The organism is Kurthia sp. 11kri321 (assembly GCF_001534765.1).
In the GTDB taxonomy this organism is placed as follows: Bacteria; Bacillota; Bacilli; order Bacillales_A; family Planococcaceae; genus Kurthia; species Kurthia gibsonii.
In genome coordinates, this window is sequence record NZ_CP013217.1 from 2,212,636 (window position 1) to 2,236,143 (window position 23,508).

Annotated in this window: 22 protein-coding genes and 1 pseudogene; 7 read left to right on the forward strand and 16 right to left on the reverse strand. The window is 36.9% G+C overall.

Annotated elements, in window-relative coordinates; all coding sequences use genetic code 11:
- Positions 1 to 40 precede the first annotated feature (40 nt).
- Positions 41 to 238 (reverse strand): hypothetical protein, encoded by a 198-nt coding sequence (locus ASO14_RS11175; RefSeq protein WP_068455177.1) that lies wholly within the window; start codon positions 236 to 238, stop codon positions 41 to 43.
- A 143-nt stretch (positions 239 to 381) separates the two neighbouring features.
- On the opposite strand from ASO14_RS11175, the gene ASO14_RS11180 reads away from it, so the two are divergent.
- Positions 382 to 1,005, forward strand: coding sequence for a YktB family protein (locus ASO14_RS11180; protein ID WP_068455179.1), 624 nt, complete (start codon positions 382 to 384; stop codon positions 1,003 to 1,005).
- Positions 1,006 to 1,140: 135 nt separating this feature from the next.
- Here the strand turns inward: ASO14_RS11180 and ASO14_RS11185 are convergent, their stop codons facing one another.
- The 4 genes from ASO14_RS11185 to ASO14_RS11200 form a co-directional block, all read right to left on the reverse strand.
- The gene (locus ASO14_RS11185; RefSeq protein WP_068455181.1) at positions 1,141 to 1,434 is read right to left on the reverse strand and encodes a UPF0223 family protein; all 294 of its coding nucleotides are present in this window, start codon (positions 1,432 to 1,434) and stop codon (positions 1,141 to 1,143) included.
- A 67-nt stretch (positions 1,435 to 1,501) separates the two neighbouring features.
- The gene (locus ASO14_RS11190; RefSeq protein WP_068455183.1) at positions 1,502 to 2,182 is read right to left on the reverse strand and encodes an LrgB family protein; all 681 of its coding nucleotides are present in this window, start codon (positions 2,180 to 2,182) and stop codon (positions 1,502 to 1,504) included.
- Positions 2,166 to 2,570, reverse strand: coding sequence for a CidA/LrgA family protein (locus tag ASO14_RS11195; protein ID WP_231726954.1), 405 nt, complete (start codon positions 2,568 to 2,570; stop codon positions 2,166 to 2,168). Before ASO14_RS11195 ends, ASO14_RS11190 begins: the two co-directional genes overlap by 17 nt.
- Positions 2,571 to 2,697: 127 nt before the next feature.
- Positions 2,698 to 5,823, reverse strand: a complete 3,126-nt coding sequence (locus ASO14_RS11200; RefSeq protein WP_068455185.1) for an efflux RND transporter permease subunit — start codon at positions 5,821 to 5,823, stop codon at positions 2,698 to 2,700.
- A gap of 148 nt (positions 5,824 to 5,971) precedes the next feature.
- Here ASO14_RS11200 and ASO14_RS11205 point away from each other — a divergent pair, with 148 nt between their 5' ends.
- Positions 5,972 to 6,820, forward strand: a complete 849-nt coding sequence (locus tag ASO14_RS11205; RefSeq protein ID WP_068455188.1) for a TetR/AcrR family transcriptional regulator — start codon at positions 5,972 to 5,974, stop codon at positions 6,818 to 6,820.
- Between the two features lie 73 nt (positions 6,821 to 6,893).
- On the opposite strand, the gene ASO14_RS11210 is transcribed toward ASO14_RS11205, so the two are convergent.
- The 6 genes from ASO14_RS11210 to pdhA all read right to left on the reverse strand — a co-directional run bounded on the left by ASO14_RS11210 (position 6,894) and on the right by pdhA (position 13,030).
- Complete coding sequence (locus tag ASO14_RS11210; RefSeq protein ID WP_068455190.1) at positions 6,894 to 7,097, reverse strand: hypothetical protein; 204 nt, start codon at positions 7,095 to 7,097, stop codon at positions 6,894 to 6,896.
- A 138-nt stretch (positions 7,098 to 7,235) separates the two neighbouring features.
- Complete coding sequence (locus ASO14_RS11215; protein ID WP_068455195.1) at positions 7,236 to 8,018, reverse strand: SDR family NAD(P)-dependent oxidoreductase; 783 nt, start codon at positions 8,016 to 8,018, stop codon at positions 7,236 to 7,238.
- 170 nt (positions 8,019 to 8,188) lie between these two features.
- Positions 8,189 to 9,604: a dihydrolipoyl dehydrogenase gene (gene lpdA, locus ASO14_RS11220; RefSeq protein ID WP_068455198.1), complete on the reverse strand. Its 1,416-nt coding sequence runs from the start codon at positions 9,602 to 9,604 to the stop codon at positions 8,189 to 8,191.
- Between the two features lie 4 nt (positions 9,605 to 9,608).
- Positions 9,609 to 10,910 carry a dihydrolipoamide acetyltransferase family protein gene (locus ASO14_RS11225; RefSeq protein ID WP_068455202.1) on the reverse strand — a complete coding sequence of 434 codons (1,302 nt, stop codon included), beginning with the start codon at positions 10,908 to 10,910 and terminating at the stop codon, positions 9,609 to 9,611.
- A gap of 26 nt (positions 10,911 to 10,936) precedes the next feature.
- A complete protein-coding gene (locus ASO14_RS11230; RefSeq protein ID WP_068455206.1) occupies positions 10,937 to 11,914 on the reverse strand; it encodes an alpha-ketoacid dehydrogenase subunit beta in 978 nt (325 codons plus the stop codon).
- A 3-nt stretch (positions 11,915 to 11,917) separates the two neighbouring features.
- A complete protein-coding gene (gene pdhA, locus ASO14_RS11235) occupies positions 11,918 to 13,030 on the reverse strand; it encodes a pyruvate dehydrogenase (acetyl-transferring) E1 component subunit alpha (RefSeq protein ID WP_068455209.1) in 1,113 nt (370 codons plus the stop codon).
- A 353-nt stretch (positions 13,031 to 13,383) separates the two neighbouring features.
- Between pdhA and def the strand changes: the two genes are divergently transcribed.
- The gene (def, locus tag ASO14_RS11240; RefSeq protein WP_068455212.1) at positions 13,384 to 13,941 is read left to right on the forward strand and encodes a peptide deformylase; all 558 of its coding nucleotides are present in this window, start codon (positions 13,384 to 13,386) and stop codon (positions 13,939 to 13,941) included.
- Positions 13,942 to 13,994: 53 nt separating this feature from the next.
- Here the strand turns inward: def and ASO14_RS11245 are convergent, their stop codons facing one another.
- Entirely contained in the window at positions 13,995 to 14,780 is a 786-nt protein-coding gene (locus ASO14_RS11245; protein WP_068455215.1) for a Cof-type HAD-IIB family hydrolase, read from the reverse strand.
- A 404-nt stretch (positions 14,781 to 15,184) separates the two neighbouring features.
- Between ASO14_RS11245 and ASO14_RS11250 the strand changes: the two genes are divergently transcribed.
- Both ASO14_RS11250 and rnjA read left to right on the forward strand, forming a co-directional pair.
- Positions 15,185 to 15,394, forward strand: coding sequence for a DNA-dependent RNA polymerase subunit epsilon (locus tag ASO14_RS11250; RefSeq protein ID WP_068455218.1), 210 nt, complete (start codon positions 15,185 to 15,187; stop codon positions 15,392 to 15,394).
- Between the two features lie 4 nt (positions 15,395 to 15,398).
- The gene (rnjA, locus tag ASO14_RS11255) at positions 15,399 to 17,066 is read left to right on the forward strand and encodes a ribonuclease J1 (protein WP_068455221.1); all 1,668 of its coding nucleotides are present in this window, start codon (positions 15,399 to 15,401) and stop codon (positions 17,064 to 17,066) included.
- Between the two features lie 104 nt (positions 17,067 to 17,170).
- Here the strand turns inward: rnjA and ASO14_RS11260 are convergent.
- The 4 genes and pseudogenes from ASO14_RS11260 to aceA form a co-directional block, all read right to left on the reverse strand.
- Positions 17,171 to 17,398: pseudogene (locus ASO14_RS11260) on the reverse strand (transposase); the annotation flags it as partial.
- 471 nt (positions 17,399 to 17,869) lie between these two features.
- Positions 17,870 to 18,529, reverse strand: coding sequence for a potassium channel family protein (locus ASO14_RS11270; protein WP_068455227.1), 660 nt, complete (start codon positions 18,527 to 18,529; stop codon positions 17,870 to 17,872).
- A gap of 308 nt (positions 18,530 to 18,837) precedes the next feature.
- The gene (gene aceB, locus ASO14_RS11275; RefSeq protein ID WP_068455229.1) at positions 18,838 to 20,433 is read right to left on the reverse strand and encodes a malate synthase A; all 1,596 of its coding nucleotides are present in this window, start codon (positions 20,431 to 20,433) and stop codon (positions 18,838 to 18,840) included.
- A 98-nt stretch (positions 20,434 to 20,531) separates the two neighbouring features.
- Positions 20,532 to 21,812 carry an isocitrate lyase gene (aceA, locus tag ASO14_RS11280; RefSeq protein WP_068455230.1) on the reverse strand — a complete coding sequence of 427 codons (1,281 nt, stop codon included), beginning with the start codon at positions 21,810 to 21,812 and terminating at the stop codon, positions 20,532 to 20,534.
- A 230-nt stretch (positions 21,813 to 22,042) separates the two neighbouring features.
- Here aceA and ASO14_RS11285 point away from each other — a divergent pair, with 230 nt between their 5' ends.
- Entirely contained in the window at positions 22,043 to 22,708 is a 666-nt protein-coding gene (locus tag ASO14_RS11285) for a LytTR family DNA-binding domain-containing protein (RefSeq protein ID WP_068455231.1), read from the forward strand.
- Positions 22,709 to 22,961: 253 nt separating this feature from the next.
- Positions 22,962 to 23,504 carry a helix-turn-helix domain-containing protein gene (locus ASO14_RS11290; protein WP_068455234.1) on the forward strand — a complete coding sequence of 181 codons (543 nt, stop codon included), beginning with the start codon at positions 22,962 to 22,964 and terminating at the stop codon, positions 23,502 to 23,504.
- Positions 23,505 to 23,508: the final 4 nt, after the last annotated feature.

Below are 23,508 nucleotides of genomic sequence, written 5' to 3' on the forward strand. Positions count from 1 at the left end.
TATGGATTAGCAAGTGTTTCTTCAAAGTTTTTTTAAATCCTTATGAGAATACATGGAATGCCTCCAGTTCCATATGGATTTCTTTTAGTCTGCGTTTACTAGCTTCAATTTGTTGCTCGTCATTTGTATTTAAAGCATCATATAATGTCGCTAATTCGTAGTCTAATTCTAGCTGCAATCCTTTAATGTATTGCTTCTCAAATTCAACTTTTTGAAGGATATGGACAACCTGTTTCATTCCAATCAACTCCTCTAAAAGGTATTTAGATGAATGAACTTTGCTATGTTATGATTAGCTTATCATTTCATCTATGTTAAAAGATTTTTTCCCTTATATCGAAATGAATAAACCTAATAATCACTATTTGGAGGATGTAAATTATGACCAACTTAACATGGGCCAATCAAGATTTTGATGTTTTTACAATTGATGGATTAGAACCACGTATGGACGCTTTAAAAGAACAAATCCGTCCTAAATTTGAAGAACTTGGTGCGATTTTCTCGAATTATTTTACAACACAATTAGGTGAAGAATTCTTCCCACATGTTGCTAAACATGCACGTCGAAAAACAAACCCGCCAAATGATAGTTGGGTTGCTTTTGCTCCTTATAAACGCGGCTATAAAGCGATGCCACATTTTCAAATCGGCTTATTCGAATCACATTTATTTATTAACTTAGCAGTTATTTATGAAGCACCGAATAAGGTTGCGATTGCTAATCATTTATTAGAGCATGAAGATTTAATTACTGCATTACCTGCTTCTTTCTATATTTCTGGTGATCATATGTCACCGAAAACAGATGAAATTTCAGTTGAATCAGCTGAAAAAATTTTAATGCGCTTTCGTGATGTGAAAAAAGGTGAAGTATTAATCGGCGTCAAAGTATTGCGTGATGACGCGATTCAATTGTCTGAAAAAGAATTGTTAGCATTAATTGAACAAACATTTGAAACATTACTTCCCATTTATCGTGCAATGGTTAGTGCACCAAAATAAACAAGACTAGGACAAAACATGTTATCTCCTTTTTTAGGGTTCTAAACGAAAAACTGGAACCGCGCCACAGCGCGATTCCAGTTTTTCTTATGCTCATGTGGGATGTATTTTTTGCACTTATGTCCCAGCTTCTGTTTATTTTTTTCTTCGTTCATTTTTACTTGCTTTAATGACCTCACCATTCGCTGCTTTCTTCGCATCACGAATAACAGGGAAGCTTGCATAACCACTTACTTCTTCAAACTCTTTAAAGTATGTCTTTTCTTCTGATTTCGCTGGAACAATCTCATTAAAGCGACGATACGTTGTTAGTACATCTTCTCGCTTCACGCCTGTTTCATAAGCTTTTTCAATCATTTGAAAAAATGCAATGACATCGACAATTTCAGTTGTTGACCAATCGGGTGAGAACGGGTATGAATAATCCATTTTTATAACCTGCCTTTATTAGTTGCTGCTCTTATTCTAATGAATGATTGATATCGTTGCAAACATTCTAGAAAAATAAATAAATGACAACTGGGCAAAGGAATGACCCTAAAATCGCACTCAATGTCATCGCTACTGAACCGATAGACAGAGTTAGCTCACCGTATTCAGTTAACTTACTCACACCAATGCCATGCGCGGCACTTCCCATCGCTACACCCTTGCTAACAGGTGTATCAATTTTTAATAATCGATAAATTCCTGGCCCTCCAATTGCACCTGTAATACCTGCGATAATAACGAATAGTACGGTCATCTGAGGAATTCCGCCAATCGCGTCACTAATTTGGATGGCAACCGGTGATGTAATCGACTTTGGTAAAAATGAACGTAACATTTGCTCATCTAACTGAAAGAGTAATCCTAAAACGACGACACTGACCATACCCGCAAACATCGCGACGACGACACTGGATAGAATGGTCTTTTTAAAACGCATAATAACATCCCACTGCGTATATAAAGGGTAAGCCATACCTACAACAGCTGGTCCTAAGAAGAAATTAATCACACGTCCACCTTGCATATATGTATCATATGGAATTTTAGCAAAGATTAAAATAAGTAAGAGAACGATTGTTGATGTTAGGATTGGAAATAAAAAAGAGATTCCTGTTCTCTTGTATAGCCACGTCATAAAGAAGAAAATGACAATTGTTAAAAGCATGTAACTAATCGTTTGGAGCATAGACTTCTACCTCCTCTTTCTGTCGTTCTGTTTGCTCTAGCTTTTGTGCGAATTTTGCAGTTACCCCTAAAGAAAAAATCGTACTAATAATTGTAATAATTAAAAGTGATACGCCTAACCATGATAATAATTCCGGATAATTCACGACACCTACAGTAGCTGGAATAAAGAGTAGCGTTAAAATCGGCAGTAAAAAGCCAGCTCCGTCTGCTACATATTCTTTCTTTACAATCTTCATATGAAGTAATAGTAATAAAATAATTAAACCTATGATACTGCCCGGAAGTGGTACATGTAAAAATTCGACAATGATGCCACCAAGTAAGGACAATACATAAAGAAAAGCAATTTGAAGTGTTATGTTTAATAGCTTCACTAGTTTTCGCATCCCCGTTTCCCCCTTGTTGTTTTTTACATTGTAACGCTTTTTAGATAATTCTGTCTATTTAAAGAAAACAATTTTTTCCATATGAAAAGGACATACTCATATAGTACGAGCATGTCCTTCCTATTAATTAAGATTCGCGATCTTCATGTGCACGATCTTTTTTCAATACTTTTGATAAGAATTCATAAACAAGTGGTACGACAACGAGCGTTAGAGCAGTTGAACTAATTAAACCACCAATTACGGTAATTCCTAAACCTTTCGAAATTAGACCGCCACCTTCAGCGCCAATAGCAAGTGGAATTAGTGCACCAATTGTTGCGATGGCTGTCATTAGAATTGGGCGTAAACGTGTTGCACCTGCTTCTAAAATTGCTTCACGCATTGGTAACCCATCATGTTCCATATGAATGATTCGGTCAACCAATACAATCGCATTCGTGACAACAATACCGACGAGCATCAGTACCCCAATGAGAGAAGATACAGAAATTGTTTCGCCACCAATCCATAGTGCAACAAGTGCACCAATAACGGTGAATGGTAGTGAGAATAAAATTGAGAATGGTGCAAGACCTTCTCCAAATGTAACAACTAAAGTGAAGTAAACAATCGCAATTGCTGCAATAATAGCAAGCGCTAATTTCGTGAATGAATCACGAATATCTTCTGTTACACCGCCTGTTTTAATTTCTACGTTATTTGGAAGATCTAATTTATCAATTTTTTCTTGTGCTACAGATGAAGCTTTTGTAACGTCTTTACTTGTTACAGTTGCTGTAACTGTTGCGTAGTACTTACCTTCACTACGGCTAATTTGTGTCTGTGCACGATCTTCTTTTACAGTAACAAGATTTTTCAGTTTCACTTCTTGTCCTGTAGGTGTTTTAATTTTTTGCTCTAATACACGATCAAATGTATCTGGTTCTTTTACAGAAGAATACACTTCTACGTTGATCTCTTTGCCTTCATCCATAACCGTTGTTAAAACTGTTGCTGGGATGTTTGGATTAATCATTAAAGCTACTTGGTTCGTTGTTAAACCATATTTATTCAACTCATCTTCTTTTACAACTAAGTTTTTCTCATCGAATGCTTCTTGTAATGAAGATTTTGCATCTTTTACATTTTTATTATCTTGTAAGATTTTTTCGACTTTTGCTACAACAGGGCGGATATCTTCGATTGTATTACCATAGACTGAATATGATAATTCATTATTTGAAGCACCACCAGCGAAGTTTTGTTGTTTCCATTCACCTGGTTGTTTAATTGCGCGCACGTCTTTTACAAGCTTTTCGCTCTTCGTTGCGAAGTCTTTTGTATCTGGGTCATAAATAATAAACATTAAAGCACTATTTGATGAACCAGGGTTTAAAGGATTTTGCCCACCGATTGATGTCTGGATGGTTTCAACTTCTTTATTTTTTGAAACGATTTGCTCGATTTCATCTACGTTTTCAACTACTTGATCACGTGTTTGACCAGCTTTTGGTGTGTACGTTAAATACACTAGTTTTTGTTCGTCATCTGGTAAGAAACTGAACCCTACGACAGGTGCTAAGAATAGACTAGCTACAAGCACAACAATTGAGCCACCAAATGTTACAAGCTTATGGTTTAACACCCAATTTAATAGCTTTTTATAGCCTGTCGCTACTTTACCATGATGTTCTTTTTTAACAATCTTGTCTCCATAAATCTTCTTTTTAAAGAGTGTATGGGCAAGTGCTGGAACAATTGTAATCGCAATGACAAGTGAAGCAATTAATGCGACAGCCATTGTAATACCGAATGGTAAGAATAGCTCACCTACAAGTCCTCCAACTAATCCTACAGGTAAGAATACGGCAATTGTTACGACTGTAGAAGATAGAATTGGTCGGAACATTTCAAGTGTTGCTGAACTAATTAAAGCACGTCCGCGTAACTTTTCATTTTCTAAATGAATTCGGCGATAAATATTTTCGACGACGACAATGGAGTCATCAATTACACGTCCAATCGCAACTGTCATCGCACCAAGTGTCATAACATTCAGTGAGATATCTAAGTATCGTAAGACAATGACTGCAATTAATAATGACATTGGAATCGAAATGATTGAAATGATTGTAGAACGAATATCACGTAAGAATAACATGATGATAATAACAGCAAAAATAGCACCGAATAATGCTTTATCTAACATCGTACTTACTGAATCTTCAATCGGTTTTCCTTGATCAAGTGTGACATCAATTGCCATACCTTTATTATCTTTTTCAAACTGATCTGCTGTTTTCTTTACGTCATTAACCACATCCACTGTATTTGCTTCTTGTGATTTCACAACTTGAACAGCGATTGCATCTTTACCATTTGTACGTGAAATGGATTCCACTTCACCTTTTAATTGAATTTTTGCTAACTCTTTCAATTTAACAACTGACTTTGTTTGTTGCTGTTGTGTCGCAGCTGCTGCAGCTGGATTTGCTGCTAATGCAGCTTGTTGCTGTGCTGATGCCTGGTTTTGAACAGGAATCTCTAAATTTTCTAACTGTTTTAATGATGTTAATTTACCATCTACTAATATAACTTGTTCCGAATCTTTAAATTGGAAAATACCTAGTGGCGATTCGACATCCATATCTTGAACGAATTGTTTAATAGAATCTTCTGTTAAGCCATATTCTTTTAGCTTATCGTTGTTGTATGTAACGAGTACTTTCTTAACTTGTTGACCCGATACAGATACAGAAGAAACACCATCTACACCTTCAACCTTTGGAACAAAGTAATCTTCGACTGTTTTTGTTAATTGATCAATTGTTTGGTCTTTGTCACTTACACTAAGTGCTAAAACAGGGAAAGCATTGATACTTACGCGATCGATAACAGGTGTTGTCGCAGCGTCAGGTAATTTTACTTTTTCAATTGCTTCTTTAATATCTGCACGTGCTTCTTTCATATCTGTGCCATATTTAAACTCGATTTGAATACTTGAGGCATTTTCATATGAATTTGAATAAACATTTTCAACATTTTTTAAATTTTGAACTGCTTTTTCAAACGGGGTGGATACTTTTTCTTCGACTTGTTGTGGACTCGCTCCTAGATATGCTGTATTCATTGTAATAATTGGTACAGAAATATCTGGGATTGTCTCCATCTTCATTTTTAACCCTGAATATACACCAGCAGTAGCTAATATTAAGGTCATGAGCCAAACTGCTAATTTGTTTTTCAGAACAAATTGAATAAACTTTTTCACACTTGCACCGCCTTTTGACTTTTTCTTTAATCTTTACTTATAATACTGACTGATGGACATTCTTTTAGCAAGTTTTGACTAAACAGTCATTAATGTTAATATTAAGTGACTATTTGGTCACATGTCAAATAAAAGGAGGCGATTTACATTGACTAAAAAAGAAATAATTATTGAAAAAGCTATCGAACTCTTCTCAAAAAATTCAATCGCCAATACTTCCATTCAAGACATTACAGATGCTTGTGGAATTTCAAAAGGTGCGTTTTATTTATCTTTTCGTTCTAAAGATGACTTGTTGATTGAAATTATCGATCAATTTATTAAAGAACTAACAGTTTCTTTTGAACTCTTAATGAATGACCCACGTCCACCGAGACAAAAATTAGAAAAGTTTTGTGATTCTACTTTACGCGTTTTTAATGAACGTTTTCCTTTACTTGAGATGCTTATCACAGAGAGTAGTAAAAGCTTAAAAACAGAATTGCTTGAACGTATTCAAATTTTCAATCGTAGTCTTAATGATATTACCCTTTTCTTACTCGAAAATACGTATGGTGCAAAAATTGAAAAAAATAAATATGACTTACAATTATGCTTTAAAGGTATTGTGCAAAGTTATATTGATTTTATTATTCATCATAAAAACGACTTAGAATTCAAAAAAATTTCGCATATGATTATGCAGTATATGGATGCACTTGTTGAACAACAGTTCGAACCAACATTAGACGCGTCTGTTTTCGCCTCACAGTTTTCATGTGCACCAGAACCTCAAGCAGTTCAACAAATTATTTCAAATGAGATTAAGCGTTGTAAAAAATTATATAGTGCGGATCATTTTTATGGACAGACTATTCTTGCAATCGAAAAAGAAATGATTAAAGATAATCCACAGCTTGTTATTTTAAATGCACTTGCTACAAATCTTATGTCTGAAAAAGAGTTGCGTTGGCTAGCTACTTTAGTAAGAAGGTTGTACCCAAAACCCACTACTTGATTTTCAAAAATAGAACCAAAAAACGAGAAATCATTTGATTTCTCGTTTGATATTTAAACTATTTCAAATATATTTACATATCTTCGTTACGCTTCTTTTTTTTACTAAAGAACCAAGTAAATAGAAGAGCGAAGAAAAAGATTGGAATCGCTACCCCTTGTCCTGCTAAGACTCTTGCTATAACACCCTCATCTGAGTGGCGATTAATCAATCCCATAGCAAACAGCCCAACTGCGATTACATATAGAGCAATAGGTATCCATAATAATTTCATCATATTAATTCCTCCCTGTACCCAATATTTATCCTACTCACATAAGAATAAACATCATAACCTAAAAACAGGAAATTTGTTTTATTTGTATGGATATTATTACTATTAAAGAATTATTTTAACAGTTATATAATGGTAATATTATAGAACTGGCGAGCTACCTCCATCAATATTCAAAGATGTTCCCGTTATATACGATGCCGCGTCAGATAATAAAAATAGAATCGCTTTTGCAGCTTCTTCAGCTTCTCCAATTCGACCAAGTGGGATGTCACGTCCCATTTCATTACTATATTCTTCCCATGTTAAATTCGGCGCTTCTTTCTTCCATTTTCGTTCTACTTGCGCACTACGTATTAACCCAATGCAGACCGCATTTACACGAATACCATATTCACCTAAATCTTTACTCATTGTATTTGTTAAAGCAAGTCCTGCAGCTCGACTAACAGATGTAGGCATTGAATGTTTCCAACCTGCTTTTCCAGAAATAGCTGTCACATTGACAATTGCTCCTACACCTCTTTCTTTCATATGTGGAACGGCTGCTTGAGAACAATTGATGGCACCAAATAGTTTTAAATTTAAGTCTTGCTCCCACTGTTCTGCAGAAATATCCATAAAGGCATTCGTAGATGAAATGCCTGCGTTATTTACTAATACATCAATGCGCTTAAATTTAGTTACAGCACTCATTATTAATTTTTCACAGTCAGACTTTCTTGTAACATCAGCCACAATCGCGAGGACACGCTGACCCGTTTCTTTTTCAATCTTATTTGCAGCTTCCATTAATGTATCTTCTTGACGACCACAAATAACAACATTTGCACCTTCGATTACAAGTTGCTTAGCTGTTGCAAAACCAATTCCTCTCGACCCTCCAGTTACAATTGCCGTCTTTCCAAGTAATCCTAAATTCATACGTATGAACCTCCCAATTCTAAAACGCAACAAACTCTTTACTCATTATTTTACATAATTACTTTAAATAGACAACAGTTTATTAAAATAACGAAAAAAAACACTCACCTTTACCTAAATAAAAGTGAGTGTTTTGACATACATATTTTTTTAGAAATAAGATGTTCTATTTATTTTTTAGCTACCATGTGAATAGGAGTTCCTAAAGCAACTTCTGCAGCTTCCATGATAATTTCACCTAATGTTGGGTGAGCATGAATTGTCATTGCTACGTCTTCTAATGTCATACCGCCTTCGATTGCTAATGCAAGTTCAGCGATTGTATCAGAAGCACCAACACCTACGATTTGACCACCAAGGATTAAACCGTCTTCTTTACGAGCAACAATTTTAGCAAAACCGTCTGTTTCGTTAAGAGCTAATGCACGACCATTTGCACCAAATGCAAATTTACCTACTGATACTTCATAGCCCTCAGCTTTTGCTTGTTCTTCGTTAAGACCTACAGAAGCCATTTCTGGATCTGTGAAGCATACTGCTGGAATTGCAAGGTAATCAACGATTGACGTTTCACCTGCGATTGCTTCAGCCGCTACTTTACCTTCGTAAGAAGCTTTGTGTGCTAATTGTAAACCTGGTACAACGTCACCAATTGCATAGATGTTTGATACGCTTGTACGGCATTGTTTATCAACTTTGATTAGACCACGTTCTGCAAATTCGATACCTACAGATTCAAGACCCATTTCGTCTGTATTTGGACGACGACCTACTGTTACTAATACGTAATCAGCTTCAACTGTTTTTGTTTCGCCTTTTACTTCATAAGTAACTTTAACGCCATCTTCTGATTCTTCAACACCTTGTGCTAAAGCTTCAACTTCTACAGTAACGCCTTTTTTCTTAAGACCTTTTTTAACGATTTGTGTCATTTGTTTTTCGAAACCAGCAAGAATATCTTTACCGCCTTCAAGAATTGTTACTTCAGAACCTAAGTTTGCGTAAGCAGAACCTAATTCAGTACCGATGTATCCACCGCCGATTACAACTAATTTCTTAGGTAATTCAGTTAGGTTTAGAGCACCTGTTGAGTTGATTACACGCTTTGTAAATTTGAAGCTTGGAATCTCAACTGGACGTGAACCAGTAGCGATAATTAAGTTTTTGAAGTTGTAGTGTTGAGAACCTGATTCAGTTGCAACAGTTAAAGAATTTGTGTCGTTTAGGTATGCTTCACCCATAACCACTTCAATACCGTTACCTTTTAATAAACCAGAAACACCGCCAGTTAATTTTTTAACAACGCTTTCTTTGAATGCTTGCGCTTTAGCGAAGTCTAATTTAACTTCTGAAGCGATTACACCCATGTCATCAGATTCTTTTGCTTGAACAAAACGATGACCTACAGAGATCATAGCTTTTGATGGAATACAACCAACGTTTAGACAAACGCCACCTACGTATTCTTTTTCGATTACTGTTACTTTTTGTCCTAATTGTGCTGCACGAATTGCTGCAACGTATCCACCAGGGCCTGCTCCAATTACTATTGTATCTGTCTCGATTGGGAAATCTCCTACTACCATGATATTACGCCTCCATTAATAATAATTCTGGCTCACTTAACAAACGTTTTAAATGATTCATAGCGTTTTGCGCAGTGGCACCATCGATCATACGATGATCAAAGCTCAATGATAATGCTAACACAGGTGCGGCTACAATTTCACCATTTTTTATTACAGGTTTTTCTGCAATACGTCCAATACCTAAAATTGCAACCTCTGGATGATTGATAACAGGTGTAAACCATTGACCACCAGCTGAACCAATATTTGAGATTGAACATGAAGCACCTTGCATCTCATTAGGTGCTAGTTTACCATCTCTCGCTTTTTCTGCAAGTGTATTTATTTCATCCGAAATCGCAAACACTGATTTACGATCAGCATGTTTAATTACAGGAACTAGCAATCCGCGTTCTGTATCTGCTGCAATTCCAATGTTGTAATAATGTTTTTGAATGATTTCGTTTGTTGCGTCATCCAACGAACGATTGAATTCTTTGAATTTGCGTAGGGTACTTACTAGAGCTTTTACCACGTATGGTAAATATGTTAGCTTAATACCCTCTTCAGCTGCAATATTTTTGAACTTTTTACGATGTGCAACAAGATTCGTAACATCTACTTCATCCATCAATGTTACATGTGGCGCAGTATGTTTTGAATTTACCATTGCTTTTGCAATCGCACGACGAATTCCAGACATTTTTTCACGTGTTTCTGGGAATTCACCTTCTAAGTTTACAGGAGTTGAAGCTACTTCAGGTGCTTGAGTAGTTTCTTCTGTATTTTCAGAAGCGACAGTTGTTTCTGCTGGTTGTTTACCATGATTTAGAATATCTTCTTTTGTTACGCGTCCGTTCTTACCTGTTCCCTCTACTACAGAGATATCTACACCTTGTTCACGTGCAAACTTACGAACAGATGGTAAAGCAATGACACGTTTTGAAGTATTTGAAGGTTCAACAATCTCTGGTGCTTTTGAAGTTTCTACAGTTTCTTCTTTTACTGGAGCCTCTTCTTTTGCTAGTGTTTCTTCTTCTTCCTCTTCTTCATCATGATGACCTTTTAATTGAAGATCTTCATATCCAGGTGCATCAATTTTCAGTAGAACTGTACCTACAGTTGTTAATGTACCTTCTTCTACTAAAACTTCTAAAATCGTACCGTCCACAGGAGATGGAATTTCAACAACCGCTTTATCGTTTTGAACCTCTGCTAAAATATCGTCTTCTTTTACTTCTTGACCTGGTTTGACAAACCACTGAACGATTTCACCTTCGTGGATTCCCTCTCCAATATCTGGTAATCGGAATTCAAATGCCATGTTGCTTCACCCTTCCTTTTTTATGATTAGAATGTTAAAACTTTTTTCGCTGTTGCCATAACATCTTTATAATTTGGTAACCAAGCTGCTTCTGCTTGCGGATAAGAATAAATTGTATCTGGTGCTGTTACACGTAATACAGGTGCTTCTAAACTTAGAATTGCACGTTCTGTAATTTCAGTTACAACGTTCGCTGCAATACCTGCTTGTTTTTGTGCTTCTTGTACAACGATTGCACGATTTGTTTTCTCAACAGACGCAATAATTGTTTCAATATCAAGTGGTTGAACTGTACGTAAGTCTACTACTTCTACTGAGTAACCATCTTTTTCTAATGCTTCAGCTGCTTTTAATGATTCTTGAACCATTGCACCGTATGCAAAAATTGATAAATCTGTACCTTCACGTTTTACATCCGCTTTTCCAAGTGGAATTGTGTATGACTCTTCTGGAACTTCTTCACGGAATGAGCGGTATAATTTTAAATGCTCTAAGAAAATAACAGGGTCATTATCACGAATAGATGAGATTAATAATCCTTTTGCATCGTATGGTGTTGAAGGAATAACTACTTTTAAACCTGGTTGTGAAGCCATTAAACCTTCTAAACTATCTGAGTGCATTTCAGGTGTGTGTACACCACCGCCGAATGGTGAACGAATTGTTACAGGTGCATTTAATGCGCCGCCTGAACGGTAGCTCATACGTGCTAATTGACCTGAAATTGAATCCATTACTTCATATACAAAGCCGAAGAATTGAATCTCTGGCACTGGTCGGAAACCTTGAAGTGCTAAACCGATTGCTAAACCACCAATTCCTGATTCTGCAAGTGGTGTATCGAATACGCGATCGACACCGAATTCTTTTTGAAGACCTTCAGTGGCACGGAATACCCCACCGTTTACACCAACGTCCTCACCAAAAACGAGCACGTTTTCATTGTCTTTTAACTCACATCTTAAAGCGTCTGTAATTGCTTGAACCATTGTCATTTGTGCCATCGGTTATTTCGACTCCTTCTCTTTGTAGATTTCATATTGCTCTTTTAAGTTATATGGAAGTTCATCTTTATGCATGATTGAAATTAAATCTGTTACTTTTTGTTTTTGTACGCCATCTGCTTGTTTAATCGCTGCTTTGATTTCTTCTTTTGCTTTTTCGATTACTTCAGTTTCTTTTTCTTCGCTCCAAATGCCTTTTGCTTCAAGGTATTTACGGAAACGAACAACAGGATCTTTTTTCTCCCACTCGCTATCTGTTTCTGATGAACGGTAACGTGTTGGATCATCACCAGCCATTGTATGTGGGCCGTAACGGTAACATACAGTTTCGATGAATGATGGGCCTTCTCCAGCTACTGCACGTTCACGCGCATCACGTGTTGCTACATATACTGCTAATGGGTCCATACCATCTACTTGAATACTTGGTATACCAGCTGCTACACCTTTTTGTGCAATTGTTGTTGCAGATGTTTGTAAAGCACGTGGTGTTGAAATCGCGAATTGGTTATTTTGTACGATGAAAATTGCAGGTGATTTGAATGCACCAGCAAAGTTAATGCCTTCGTAGAAATCACCTTGTGATGAACCACCATCACCAGTGTATGTGACAGCAACTGATTTTTTACCGCGTTTTTGCATACCAAGTGCTACACCAGCAGTTTGAATGTATTGTGCACCGATAATAATTTGTGGTGGTAATACATTTACGTCCTCAGGAATTTGACCACCTACGAAATGGCCGCGTGACCATAGGAACGCTTTCCATAAAGGTAAACCATGTAATACAATTTGTGGCACATCACGGTAACCAGGAAGAATATAATCTTCTTTTTCAAGTGCAAAGTGTGATGCAATTTGTGATGCCTCTTGTCCAGCTGTAGGTGCATAGAAACCTAAGCGTCCTTGTCTATTTAAAGAGATTGAACGTTGGTCTAAAATACGTGTAAATACCATACGTGACATTAATTCAACTAACTCTTCATCTGATAATTTAGGATCTAAAGCGTCATTTACGATTTCGCCATTTTCATTTAAAATTTGAACCATTTCAAACTTCTCTTCAATTTCTTGTAAGTTTTTTACTGGATCAAAAAGGTTATTGTTTGAAGTCATCCTCTTACATCTCCTTTGTAACTGTATTATTTAAAATTCCAAAATCATTAGTACAACTATATCTGTTCTCAGTATACTGAATTCGTTTTCATACGTCAATCACTTAATTCACTGTTTTGTCATATTATTTTCTTTTAGGTACTGTATTATATATTTCAATGCACCTGTATTATAATACAGATGGTTTTTTCTGGTTTTAATGTAGCACAGATACGAGCCTATACGTTTGATTATTCCCACCCCACATACGAGTGAAACAATGGAGAATATTGGATTGTCGGGCTTTTTTTATTGCTGATTTGGCGTATTGTTATATACTTATGAATAGATATTGTTTGGAAAGGGAGATTACCATGATTTTAATGAAAGATATTATTCGCGAAGGGCATGAAACACTTCGCATGAAAGCAGAGGAAGTACCATTTCCTCTGACAGACGAATTACGTGAATTCGGTGAAGAATTACTTGAATTCTTAATCAATAGCCAAGATCCTGAAATGGCTGAAAAGTATGAGCTGCGTTCAGGAATCGGCATTGCAGCACCACAAGTAAATCGTTCAATTCGCATGTTTGCTCTACATGTACCAAAAGACAATGGTGAGATGTTAAGCGAAATCATCGTCAATCCGAAAATCGTCAGTCATTCTGTAGAAGAAACATATCTTCCTGGCGGCGAAGGTTGTCTATCAGTTGATCGTGATGTACCTGGATACGTTCCACGCCCACAACGCATTACCGTAAAATATAAAGACTTAGATGGCGTAGAGAAAAAAGTACGTTTGAAAAATCTTCCTGCAATTGCTTTCCAACATGAGCTAGACCACCTAAATGGTGTTATGTTCTATGATCGAATCAATAAGGAAAATCCTTTTTATGAGGCACCTAACTCACATCCTTTAGAGGAAGCATAATTATAAAAGAAGAGGAATCGCTCGTTTCAATCGTGCGATTCCTCTTTTCTTCATTATTTGCAAAGACCTAGACGACGCATTGCTTTTGATAAGCCATCTTCATCTACATGTTCTGTTATAATGCTCGCTGCTTCTTTTACACGCTCAGGGCTATTCCCCATTGCAACACTCGTACCTTCTTTTGCAACAAGTTCAAGCATTTCAATATCATTTAACCCATCACCAAAGACCATTGTATCTGCTAACGTAAAATCAGTATGTTGAATAAATTGTTCAATGCCATATGCTTTAGACACATCATGATTGATTACATCATCTGAATACTTATGCCAACGAATAAATGCTAACTCTGGAAAAGCCTTTAAATAACGTGGTTTTTCTTCTTCTGGAACATACAGAAGCGCTTGATAAATATCCGCTTCTTTCCAGTGATTCAAATCGTATTCAGGCATTGGGTAGAATAATGAATCCATACTTGCTTTTACGTGATCATCATATTCTGTTGTCGATGTCATACGTTGCTCATCTAAATAAACAACTGGATACCCATCTTTTTCTGCTTCTGTTGCAAGTCGTTCAAGTACATCTGCTGGGATTGGACGTTTAGAAATTGTTTTCCCCTGATAAACGACAAATTGACCATTAAAACTAACGTAGCTGTCAATGTCTAGCTCTTCACTTACTTCTTTTAAAAAGAACGGAGAGCGCCCTGTTGCGATGGCTACTTCATGCCCATTTGCTCTTGCCTCTTCAATTGCTTTCTTTGTTGCTTCAGGAATTTTTTTTGATGTGTTATAGAGTGTACCGTCTATATCAAAAAATAATAACTTTTTCTTCAATTCCTAAACTCCTCCCTAACTACTCATACTTTTATATGTTCTTAATTCTAACACACTCTAAGCTTTTTTGTTGTTCTCACTCTTTCTTCCTTATTATATGTCAAGTTAAATAACTTTACTCTCATGTCGTTATCACTTATACTATAACTAGGGAGTGATACGCCATGTTTAAACGTCTTAAAAAACGACTGTTGAAAAGGCTTCGTGGCTTACTCGAAAAGAAAACGGTAGCTTAGTGATGAAGAGAGATGGGACTTGATGTACTTCGAGTCTGATCTCTCTTCCTTTTGACATCCAAACCTGAAATGCAATTTTTATCGGGGTTTTCTTTATTTTATATTGGTGTCATGATAATATATAAGAAATGCAACATATTTTGAACGTGTTAAAGGAGAGCAAATAAAATGATTTACAAAGTTTATTATCAAGAAAGCCAGCTTCAAGTTCCAGTTCGCGAAAATACTAAAAGCCTATATCTTGAAGCAGCAGATCCACGTGAAGTACGTGCACTGCTAGCTGATCGTGGCTACAACATCGAATTAATTCAATTGCTTGAGGGTAATTACCTAGAGTATGAACAAGCAAGCGAAAACTTCCACTTGGAGCAATTCTAAGTAGATGAAATTCGTCAAAAATGACCAAACAGCTGTTTTCGCACTTGGCGGACTGGGCGAAATCGGCAAAAATACGTATGCGGTTCAATTTCAGGATGAAATCATTCTGATTGACGCAGGAATTAAGTTTCCAGAAGATGACCTACTAGGCATCGACTATGTAATCCCTGATTACACTTATCTTGTTAGAAATGTTGATAAAATTAAAGGTCTCTTTATTACGCATGGTCATGAAGATCATATTGGCGGTATTCCTTACTTATTACGCCAACTTAATGTTCCTGTCTATGGTGGTAAACTAGCACTTGGTTTATTACGTAATAAATTAGACGAACATGGTTTACTACGCACAACAAAATTAATCGAAATTAAAGAAGAAGATGTTATCAAATTCAGAAAAACATCTGTTAGTTTCTTTAGAACAACTCACAGTATTCCAGATGCTTTAGGTGTAGTCGTTAAAACACCTCCTGGTAATATCGTGCATACAGGTGACTTCAAATTTGATTTCACACCTGTTGGAGAACCAGCCAACCTAACGAAAATGGCTGAAATCGGTAAAGAAGGCGTACTATGCCTACTATCTGATAGTACAAATGCTGAGGTTCCTAACTTTACAATGTCTGAACGTAAAGTCGGCGAAAGCATTGATGAAATCATGCGTAAAGTAGATGGTCGTATTATTTTTGCAACATTTGCATCAAATATTCATCGTTTACAACAAGTAACAGATGCTGCGGCTAAATTCGGTCGTAAAGTAGCTGTATTCGGACGTAGTATGGATAATGCCATCACGATTGGTCGTGAACTTGGCTACATTACAGCTCCAAAAGAAACATTTGTTGACGCACAAACTTTAAATCGCCTTCCAGCGAATGAAGTGATGATTTTATGTACGGGTTCTCAAGGTGAACCAATGGCAGCACTATCTCGTATTGCAAATGGTACACACCGTCAAATTCAAATTCAACCTGATGATACAGTGATTTTCTCTTCTTCACCAATTCCAGGTAATACTACAAGCGTGAATAAGATTATCAACTTACTTTATCGCGCAGGTGCAGATGTTATTCACGGTTCATTGAATAACATTCATACATCTGGTCACGGTTCTCAACAAGAACAAAAATTAATGTTACGTTTAATGAAGCCTAAATTCTTCATGCCAATCCACGGTGAGTACCGTATGCTTCGTATGCATGCAAGCCTTGCTGTTGATTGTGACGTACCTGAAGAGAATATCTTCATTATGGAGAACGGTGATGTTCTTGCATTAAGTTCTGATGAGGCACATGTTGCTGGTCGCATTCCTTCTGGTGATGTGTACATCGATGGTAACGGAATCGGTGATATTGGTAATATCGTTTTACGCGATCGTCGTATTCTTTCAGAAGAAGGTCTTGTGATTGTTGTTGTAAGTGTTGATATGGAAAACCAACGTATCGTATCAGGTCCAGATATCATTTCACGTGGCTTCGTTTACATGCGTGAGTCAGGTATGATGATTAATGAAGCACAACAAATGCTAAATCGTCATCTACAAGAATCAGTTAAGGAAAAAACAACACAGTGGTCAGATTTGAAAAATGAGATTACTGATGTGTTAACACCTTACCTATACGAAAAAACAAAACGTCGTCCAATGGTTTTACCAATCATTATGGAAGTCTAAATAGAAAAGAGGCTGGGACATAAATCGCTTTCAGTCACACAAAAAGGAGATTGCCTACACAATCTCCTTTTTTGTGTGATTTTTTTCATACGTGATGTAGTGTTTTACCCTCTCATCGCATACTTTCTTAGATTGGTCGCCATTAAGGTACGTCCAATTTCATTTCGGACCTTCGATTTTCCACGAAGTGAAAATCGAGTGAAACCTAAATTCGCCTTCAAAAATCCAAAAACTGGTTCCACATCGATTTTTCGTTTTCGATAAATGGCGCCTATCTTTACCTCTGAAAGCATCGCTTGAATTATTTTCTTCTGTTCTTCCCAATGCGTATTCACATGTATATATTTTAAAATGGCGTGTAAATCCTGTCTTATCCGTACGTGTTGAATCGTATTGGTACGTTACTAATTGTCCATTAAGGCAAGTATAACAATCTGTCGTTGCGTTATATGTCCAATTGCTTGTTTTAAAAGAATCTTTAAGATATTTTCGTTACTGTCCTTTGCGATACATACCATCTGTAATTTAAATTTTAACAGGAAAAGCTCTTTTTTTGTATCCTGTTTTTGTTTTGGCTGGGCGTGTGTTACTTCTGTGGGAACAGCACGAGCAGAATATCCGCAGACAGACCAAAAACAGGCTGGGACAAAACATGTCATTTTCCTTTTTTAGCGTTCGCAACGAAAAACCGGAACCGTGCTACAGCGCGATTCCAGTTTTTTTATGCTCATATAAGATGTGTTTTTTGCCCTTATGTCCCAGCCTGTCTTGCTTTTAACTAGGGCTTTGTCCTAGCTTCTCCTTTAGTTCAACATCTTTTTCTCAAAACGACTAATATCCGCATCTGCACCAATAACGATTAAAATATCGCCTTCAATGATTTTTTCATCTGCTGCAGGTGACACAATAATATCTTGGTCGCGCTTAATCGCTACAATGTTAATGCCATAGCGTACACGAATATCTAATCCAATAATCGTATGTCCAGCGAGTAAACGATTGGCCTTAATCTCCATAATTGAGTGTTCGTCTGATAGTTCTAGATAGTCTAAAACGTTATTTGACATCATATTATTGGCGATTCGAATACCCATATCGCGTTCTGGATGCACAACATGATCTGCGCCAATTTTTCGTAACACTTTTTCATGATAGTCATTTTGTGCTTTTACCGTAATTTTCTGCACACCGATTTCTTTTAACATTAAAGTCGTTAAAATACTCGATTGAATGTCATCACCAATTGCCACAATCACATGCTCGAAATTTCGAATACCGAGTTGTTTTAGTACCGTTTCATCTGTTGTATCTGCCATGACAGCTTGCGTCGCAATTTTTGAGAATTCATTTACACGCTCTGCAAACTTATCAATCGCCATCACATCTGCGCCCTGGTTCACTAGTTCATTTACGATACTACCACCAAAACGTCCTAGTCCAATGACTACGAACTCTTTTTTCATGTTTATTCCTCCGATTTCTCGAAACTACCTATCTCATCTTATTCTATCAAAAATCTTTAAAACCACAATACAATAGCCCATACGAAAAGAGACTGCCATGTCTGTAGCAGTCTCTCTCTTTATCTTTATAGGAGTTTGTTTGTTAATGGGCCACGTTGGTGAGGCGTAGCTCAAAAAATTCGTAGTTTTTTCATCGCAATCATTATATACATATAGCGTGTTGTTAGGGTGACATTAATCTAAAAGAACACGCTATATAAGAATCATTTCAGGGTCAGCTGTTTTTTAGTGTTAGATTAATGTATGAATTAAGCTATTTTTTTATAACTTGAAGTTGTTAGGAACTCTTCAAACTCATCTTGTAAGATTAAGTCTGTAAAAATTTCTGCTGCTTCATTAAATTTACCAGCATTATATTGTTCTTCGCCAAATTGCTCTTTTAAAACATCTAGTTCCTCAGCTAAGATCTGTTTGAATAATTCAGCTGTAATATCTTCGCCAGTTACAAGCTTACCGTCTGCATGGCGAATCCATTGCCAAATTTGTGTACGTGAAATTTCTGCTGTTGCTGCATCTTCCATCAGGTGGTTGATTGGTGCAGCACCGTTTCCACGTAACCAAGAGGCGATGTACTGAACACCTACGCTACAGTTCATGCGCAGACCTTCTTCTGTAATCGTTCCAATTGGCACTTCTAATAAATCAGCCGCTGTTACATGAACATCGTCACGTTTACGGTCGATTTGGTTCGGTGTTGGCATATGCTCATCAAATTGTTCCATCGCAACAGCAACTAAATCAGGATGCGCTACCCATGTACCATCATGACCATCTGTTGCTTCACGACGCTTATCTTCACGCACTTTTTGGAATGCAGCTTCGTTAGCTTCTGGATCATTTTTAATTGGAATTTGTGCAGCCATACCACCCATTGCAGGTGCATTACGCTTATGACATGTTTTAATACATAGCGTTGAATACGCTCTCATAAATGGTGATGTCATCGTTACCTGACCGCGGTCTGGTAAAATCACTTCACCTTTATTGCGTAGACGCTTGATATAACTAAAGATGTAATCCCAACGTCCACAGTTTAAACCAGCAGAGTGGTCACGTAGTTCATAAAGAATTTCATCCATTTGGAATGCTGCTGTAATTGTTTCAATTAATACAGTTGCTTTGATTGTGCCATGCGGTAAATCAAATGTTTCTTCTGCATAGTTGAATACATCATTCCATAATCGTGCTTCTAAGTAACTTTCTAACTTTGGTAAGTAGAAATATGGACCTGTTCCACGCTCTAATGCAGCTTTTGCATTGTGGAAGAAATATAGACCGAAGTCAAAGAAGCTAGCAGACATTGGTGAACCATCCACTTCTACATGCTTTTCGTTCATGTGTAAACCACGTGGACGTACAAGTAATGTAGCTGTTTCTTCTTTTAAAGCATATTTTTTACCATTCGCTGGATTCTCAAATGAGATTGTTTTAGCGATAGCATCTTTCATATTCTTTTGTCCATGAATCATGTTCTCCCATGTTGGTGAAGTAGCATCTTCAAAACAAGCCATGAACATTTTTGCGCCTGAATTCAAAGCATTGATAACCATTTTACGATCAACAGGGCCTGTAATTTCAACACGACGGTCTTGTAAATCAGCTGGTAAAGGTGCAATTGTCCAATCCGATTCACGAATTTCTTTTGTTTCTTCTAAGAAATCTAATGTGCCACCGTTATCTAACTCACGTTGACGTTCTTGACGTGCTTCTAATAGGGCTAAACGACGGTCATTGAATTTCACTTGAAGTGATGCAATAAATTGCAGTGCTTCAGGTGTTAAGATTTCTTTTGTTACTTCGTCTTGTGGCCCTAAAACACGAATGTTTGCGGATGTCTGTTGCATATTCTCTTCCTCCCAGTTTTTCATTAATTTTAGAAAAGAGCTATGGTTGTAAGCGATTTACTATTGTCATAAATCCCATAGCTCTTTTGAGTTGTTTATTAAATGAATTGAGCTGTTTCAGTTGAGCCCTTCATAGCTGTTGTAGAAGATGTACCACCAGAGATTACTTGTGATACTTCATCGAAGTAACCTGTACCTACTTCACGTTGGTGTTTTGTAGCTGTGTAGCCTAAAGTTTCATCAGCGAACTCAGCTTGTTGTAATTTAGAGTATGCAGCCATACCGTTATCGCGGTAGTCATGCGCTAATTTGAACATGCTGTGGTTTAATGCATGGAAACCAGCTAATGTTACGAATTGGAATTTGTAACCCATTTTACCTAATTCAACTTGGTATTGAGCAATTGTTTCTTCATCAAGGTTCGCTTCCCAGTTGAATGATGGTGAACAGTTATAAGCAAGCATTTTACCAGGGAATTTTGCGTGAATTGCACCTGCGAATTTACGCGCTTCCTCTAGGTCTGGTTTAGATGTTTCACACCATACAAGATCAGCATACGGTGCGTAAGCTAAACCACGAGCGATTGCTTGATCGATACCTGGTTTTGTACGGAAGAAACCTTCTGGTGTACGTTCGCCAGTGATGAAGTCTGCATCACGTGGGTCGATATCGCTTGTTACCATATCTGCTGCGTCTGCATCTGTACGAGCGATGATGATTGTATCAACACCTTGTACGTCTGCTGCTAAACGAGCTGCGATTAAGTTACGGATTGCATTTTGAGTTGGAAGTAATACTTTACCACCTAAGTGACCACATTTTTTCTCAGAAGCTAATTGGTCTTCTAAGTGAACGCCTGCAGCACCCGCTTCAATCATACCTTTGATTAATTCGAATACGTTTAACGGACCACCGAAACCTGCTTCAGCGTCAGCTACGATTGGTGCGAACCAGTCGAAACCGTCGTTACGACCTTCTGCATGGTCGATTTGGTCAGCACGTTGTAGTGCTTGATTAATGCGTTTTACTACTTGCGGTACAGAGTTTGCTGGGTATAAAGATTGGTCTGGGTACATTTGTCCAGCGATATTTGCGTCTGCCGCTACTTGCCAACCACTTAAATAGATTGCTTTTAAACCTGCTTTCACTTGTTGCATTGCTTGGTTACCTGTTAATGCACCTAGTGCGTTAATGAAATCTTCTTCGTGTAAAGATTTCCAAAGGCGAGCAGCACCGCGTTTAGCAAGTGTATGTTCGATTTCAATTGATCCACGTAACTTTAAAACTTCTTCTGCTGAATAAGGACGTTCGATTCCTAACCAGCGGCCATCTTGTGCCCATTTTTCTTCTAAAGCTTTAATTTGTTCTTGTTGTGTCATTTCATCCATCTCCCTTTATTTAAGTAGTAGTAAAACGATAACATTTGACGCTATCAGAAAATACACCCCTGTTTTTTCCAATTTATTTGTTGCATAACAGCTACCGTTGTTATAGACTACTATATAACAACATGATTTACTTGTATTGATTTTCAGACGAAAGATGGTTTTTCTAGGATAGAACAAGATATAGCTGGATAAAGCAAGGTTAAACTAGGAGGATGATTTGAATGATTGAGTCAATTTACAGGGATTTAGCAGAGGATGTTATAGTACAGTACACATCCTTATTACAAGATTGGACCCCGCAAGAGGCAACAATTGCCATTGCTGTAGAAAATAACTACGTTTATTATGCACCTCAACAAGTCGATATTCAAATTTCAATCGGACAATCCATTGCACCAACGAGTATTGCACAGCTCGTTTATGAAAGCGGTCGCAAAGTGGAACAAACGATTGATAATCCTTATGGAAGTGGGAGCTATCATGGCATTGGTTATCCTATTACCGTGCGCGAGAAAAAGGGCGTGCTTCTCATCGTTCTACCAAGTCGAAAGAAAGAAAAACCACTTTACTTTATTACAGGTCGAAATGAAGACGAATGGCAGCCAATTCCAATCGAAGACGTTTCATTCTTTGAAAGCTTAAATAAGAAAAATTGGTGTTACCAGCAAAATGAACTATTTCAAATTTCATTAACGATGAAAGATTTAGCGAATCGCCTACCTGAATATTTTATTCGTATTCATCGATCGTACATTATCAATATTCGAAATATCTCAAAAATCACACGTGACTTTGCCTCGAACTTATTAATTGTTATGAAAGATGGAAAACAATTACCTGTCTCACAGTCTTATGTAACGGATTTAAGAAAGGCTTTAGAATTTTAAATATATTAATAGGAAGTTATTTAAATGAACTTGAATAAAAAGAGCTAGCCATAACGCTAATTGTATTTGAAATAGCGTTGTGACTAGCTTTTCTAATTTATATAGAAAGAAGATACTTTTTTATAAAAATGACTTGAAATATCAACGTATTTTTGTAATAATGGATATCGTTTGAGTAAACTTGAAGTTTACTTTAACAATACTTTCAAATCTGTAAGTTTACCAAAAGTAAACTTGATCGAGGAGAATATTTATGCAAATCGGCAAAAAAATTAAACGATTACGTTTAAGGAAGGAACTCACACAAGAGGAACTAGGTGAACGTACCGATTTAACAAAAGGCTATATTTCACAATTAGAGCGTGACCTCAACTCCCCTTCCATTGAAACTTTATTCAATTTATTAGAAGTTCTTGGTTCTACACCAAAAGAATTTTTCGACGATGAAACCGATGATCAAAAAGTTGTTTATACAACTGAAGACCAAACCGTCTATACAGACGAAGAAAAAAAATACAAACTTCAGTGGTTAATCCCCACATCAAATGAAAAAGAAATTGAACCTGTCATCCTAACCTTCGAGGAAAAAGGGGAGTTCAAACAATTTGAACCTTCCCCGTCTGAAACCTTTATCTATGTATTAGAGGGACGTGTCCGTATCGTATTAGGAACAGAGGAATTTATTGCTACTGCAGGTGATTCTGTTTATTATGAAGCAATTGACTCACATCAAATCTTAAATGCATTTGCAGGGAGAACTCAACTACTGTTAGTCGCAACAGAATCTTATTTGTAGCTTA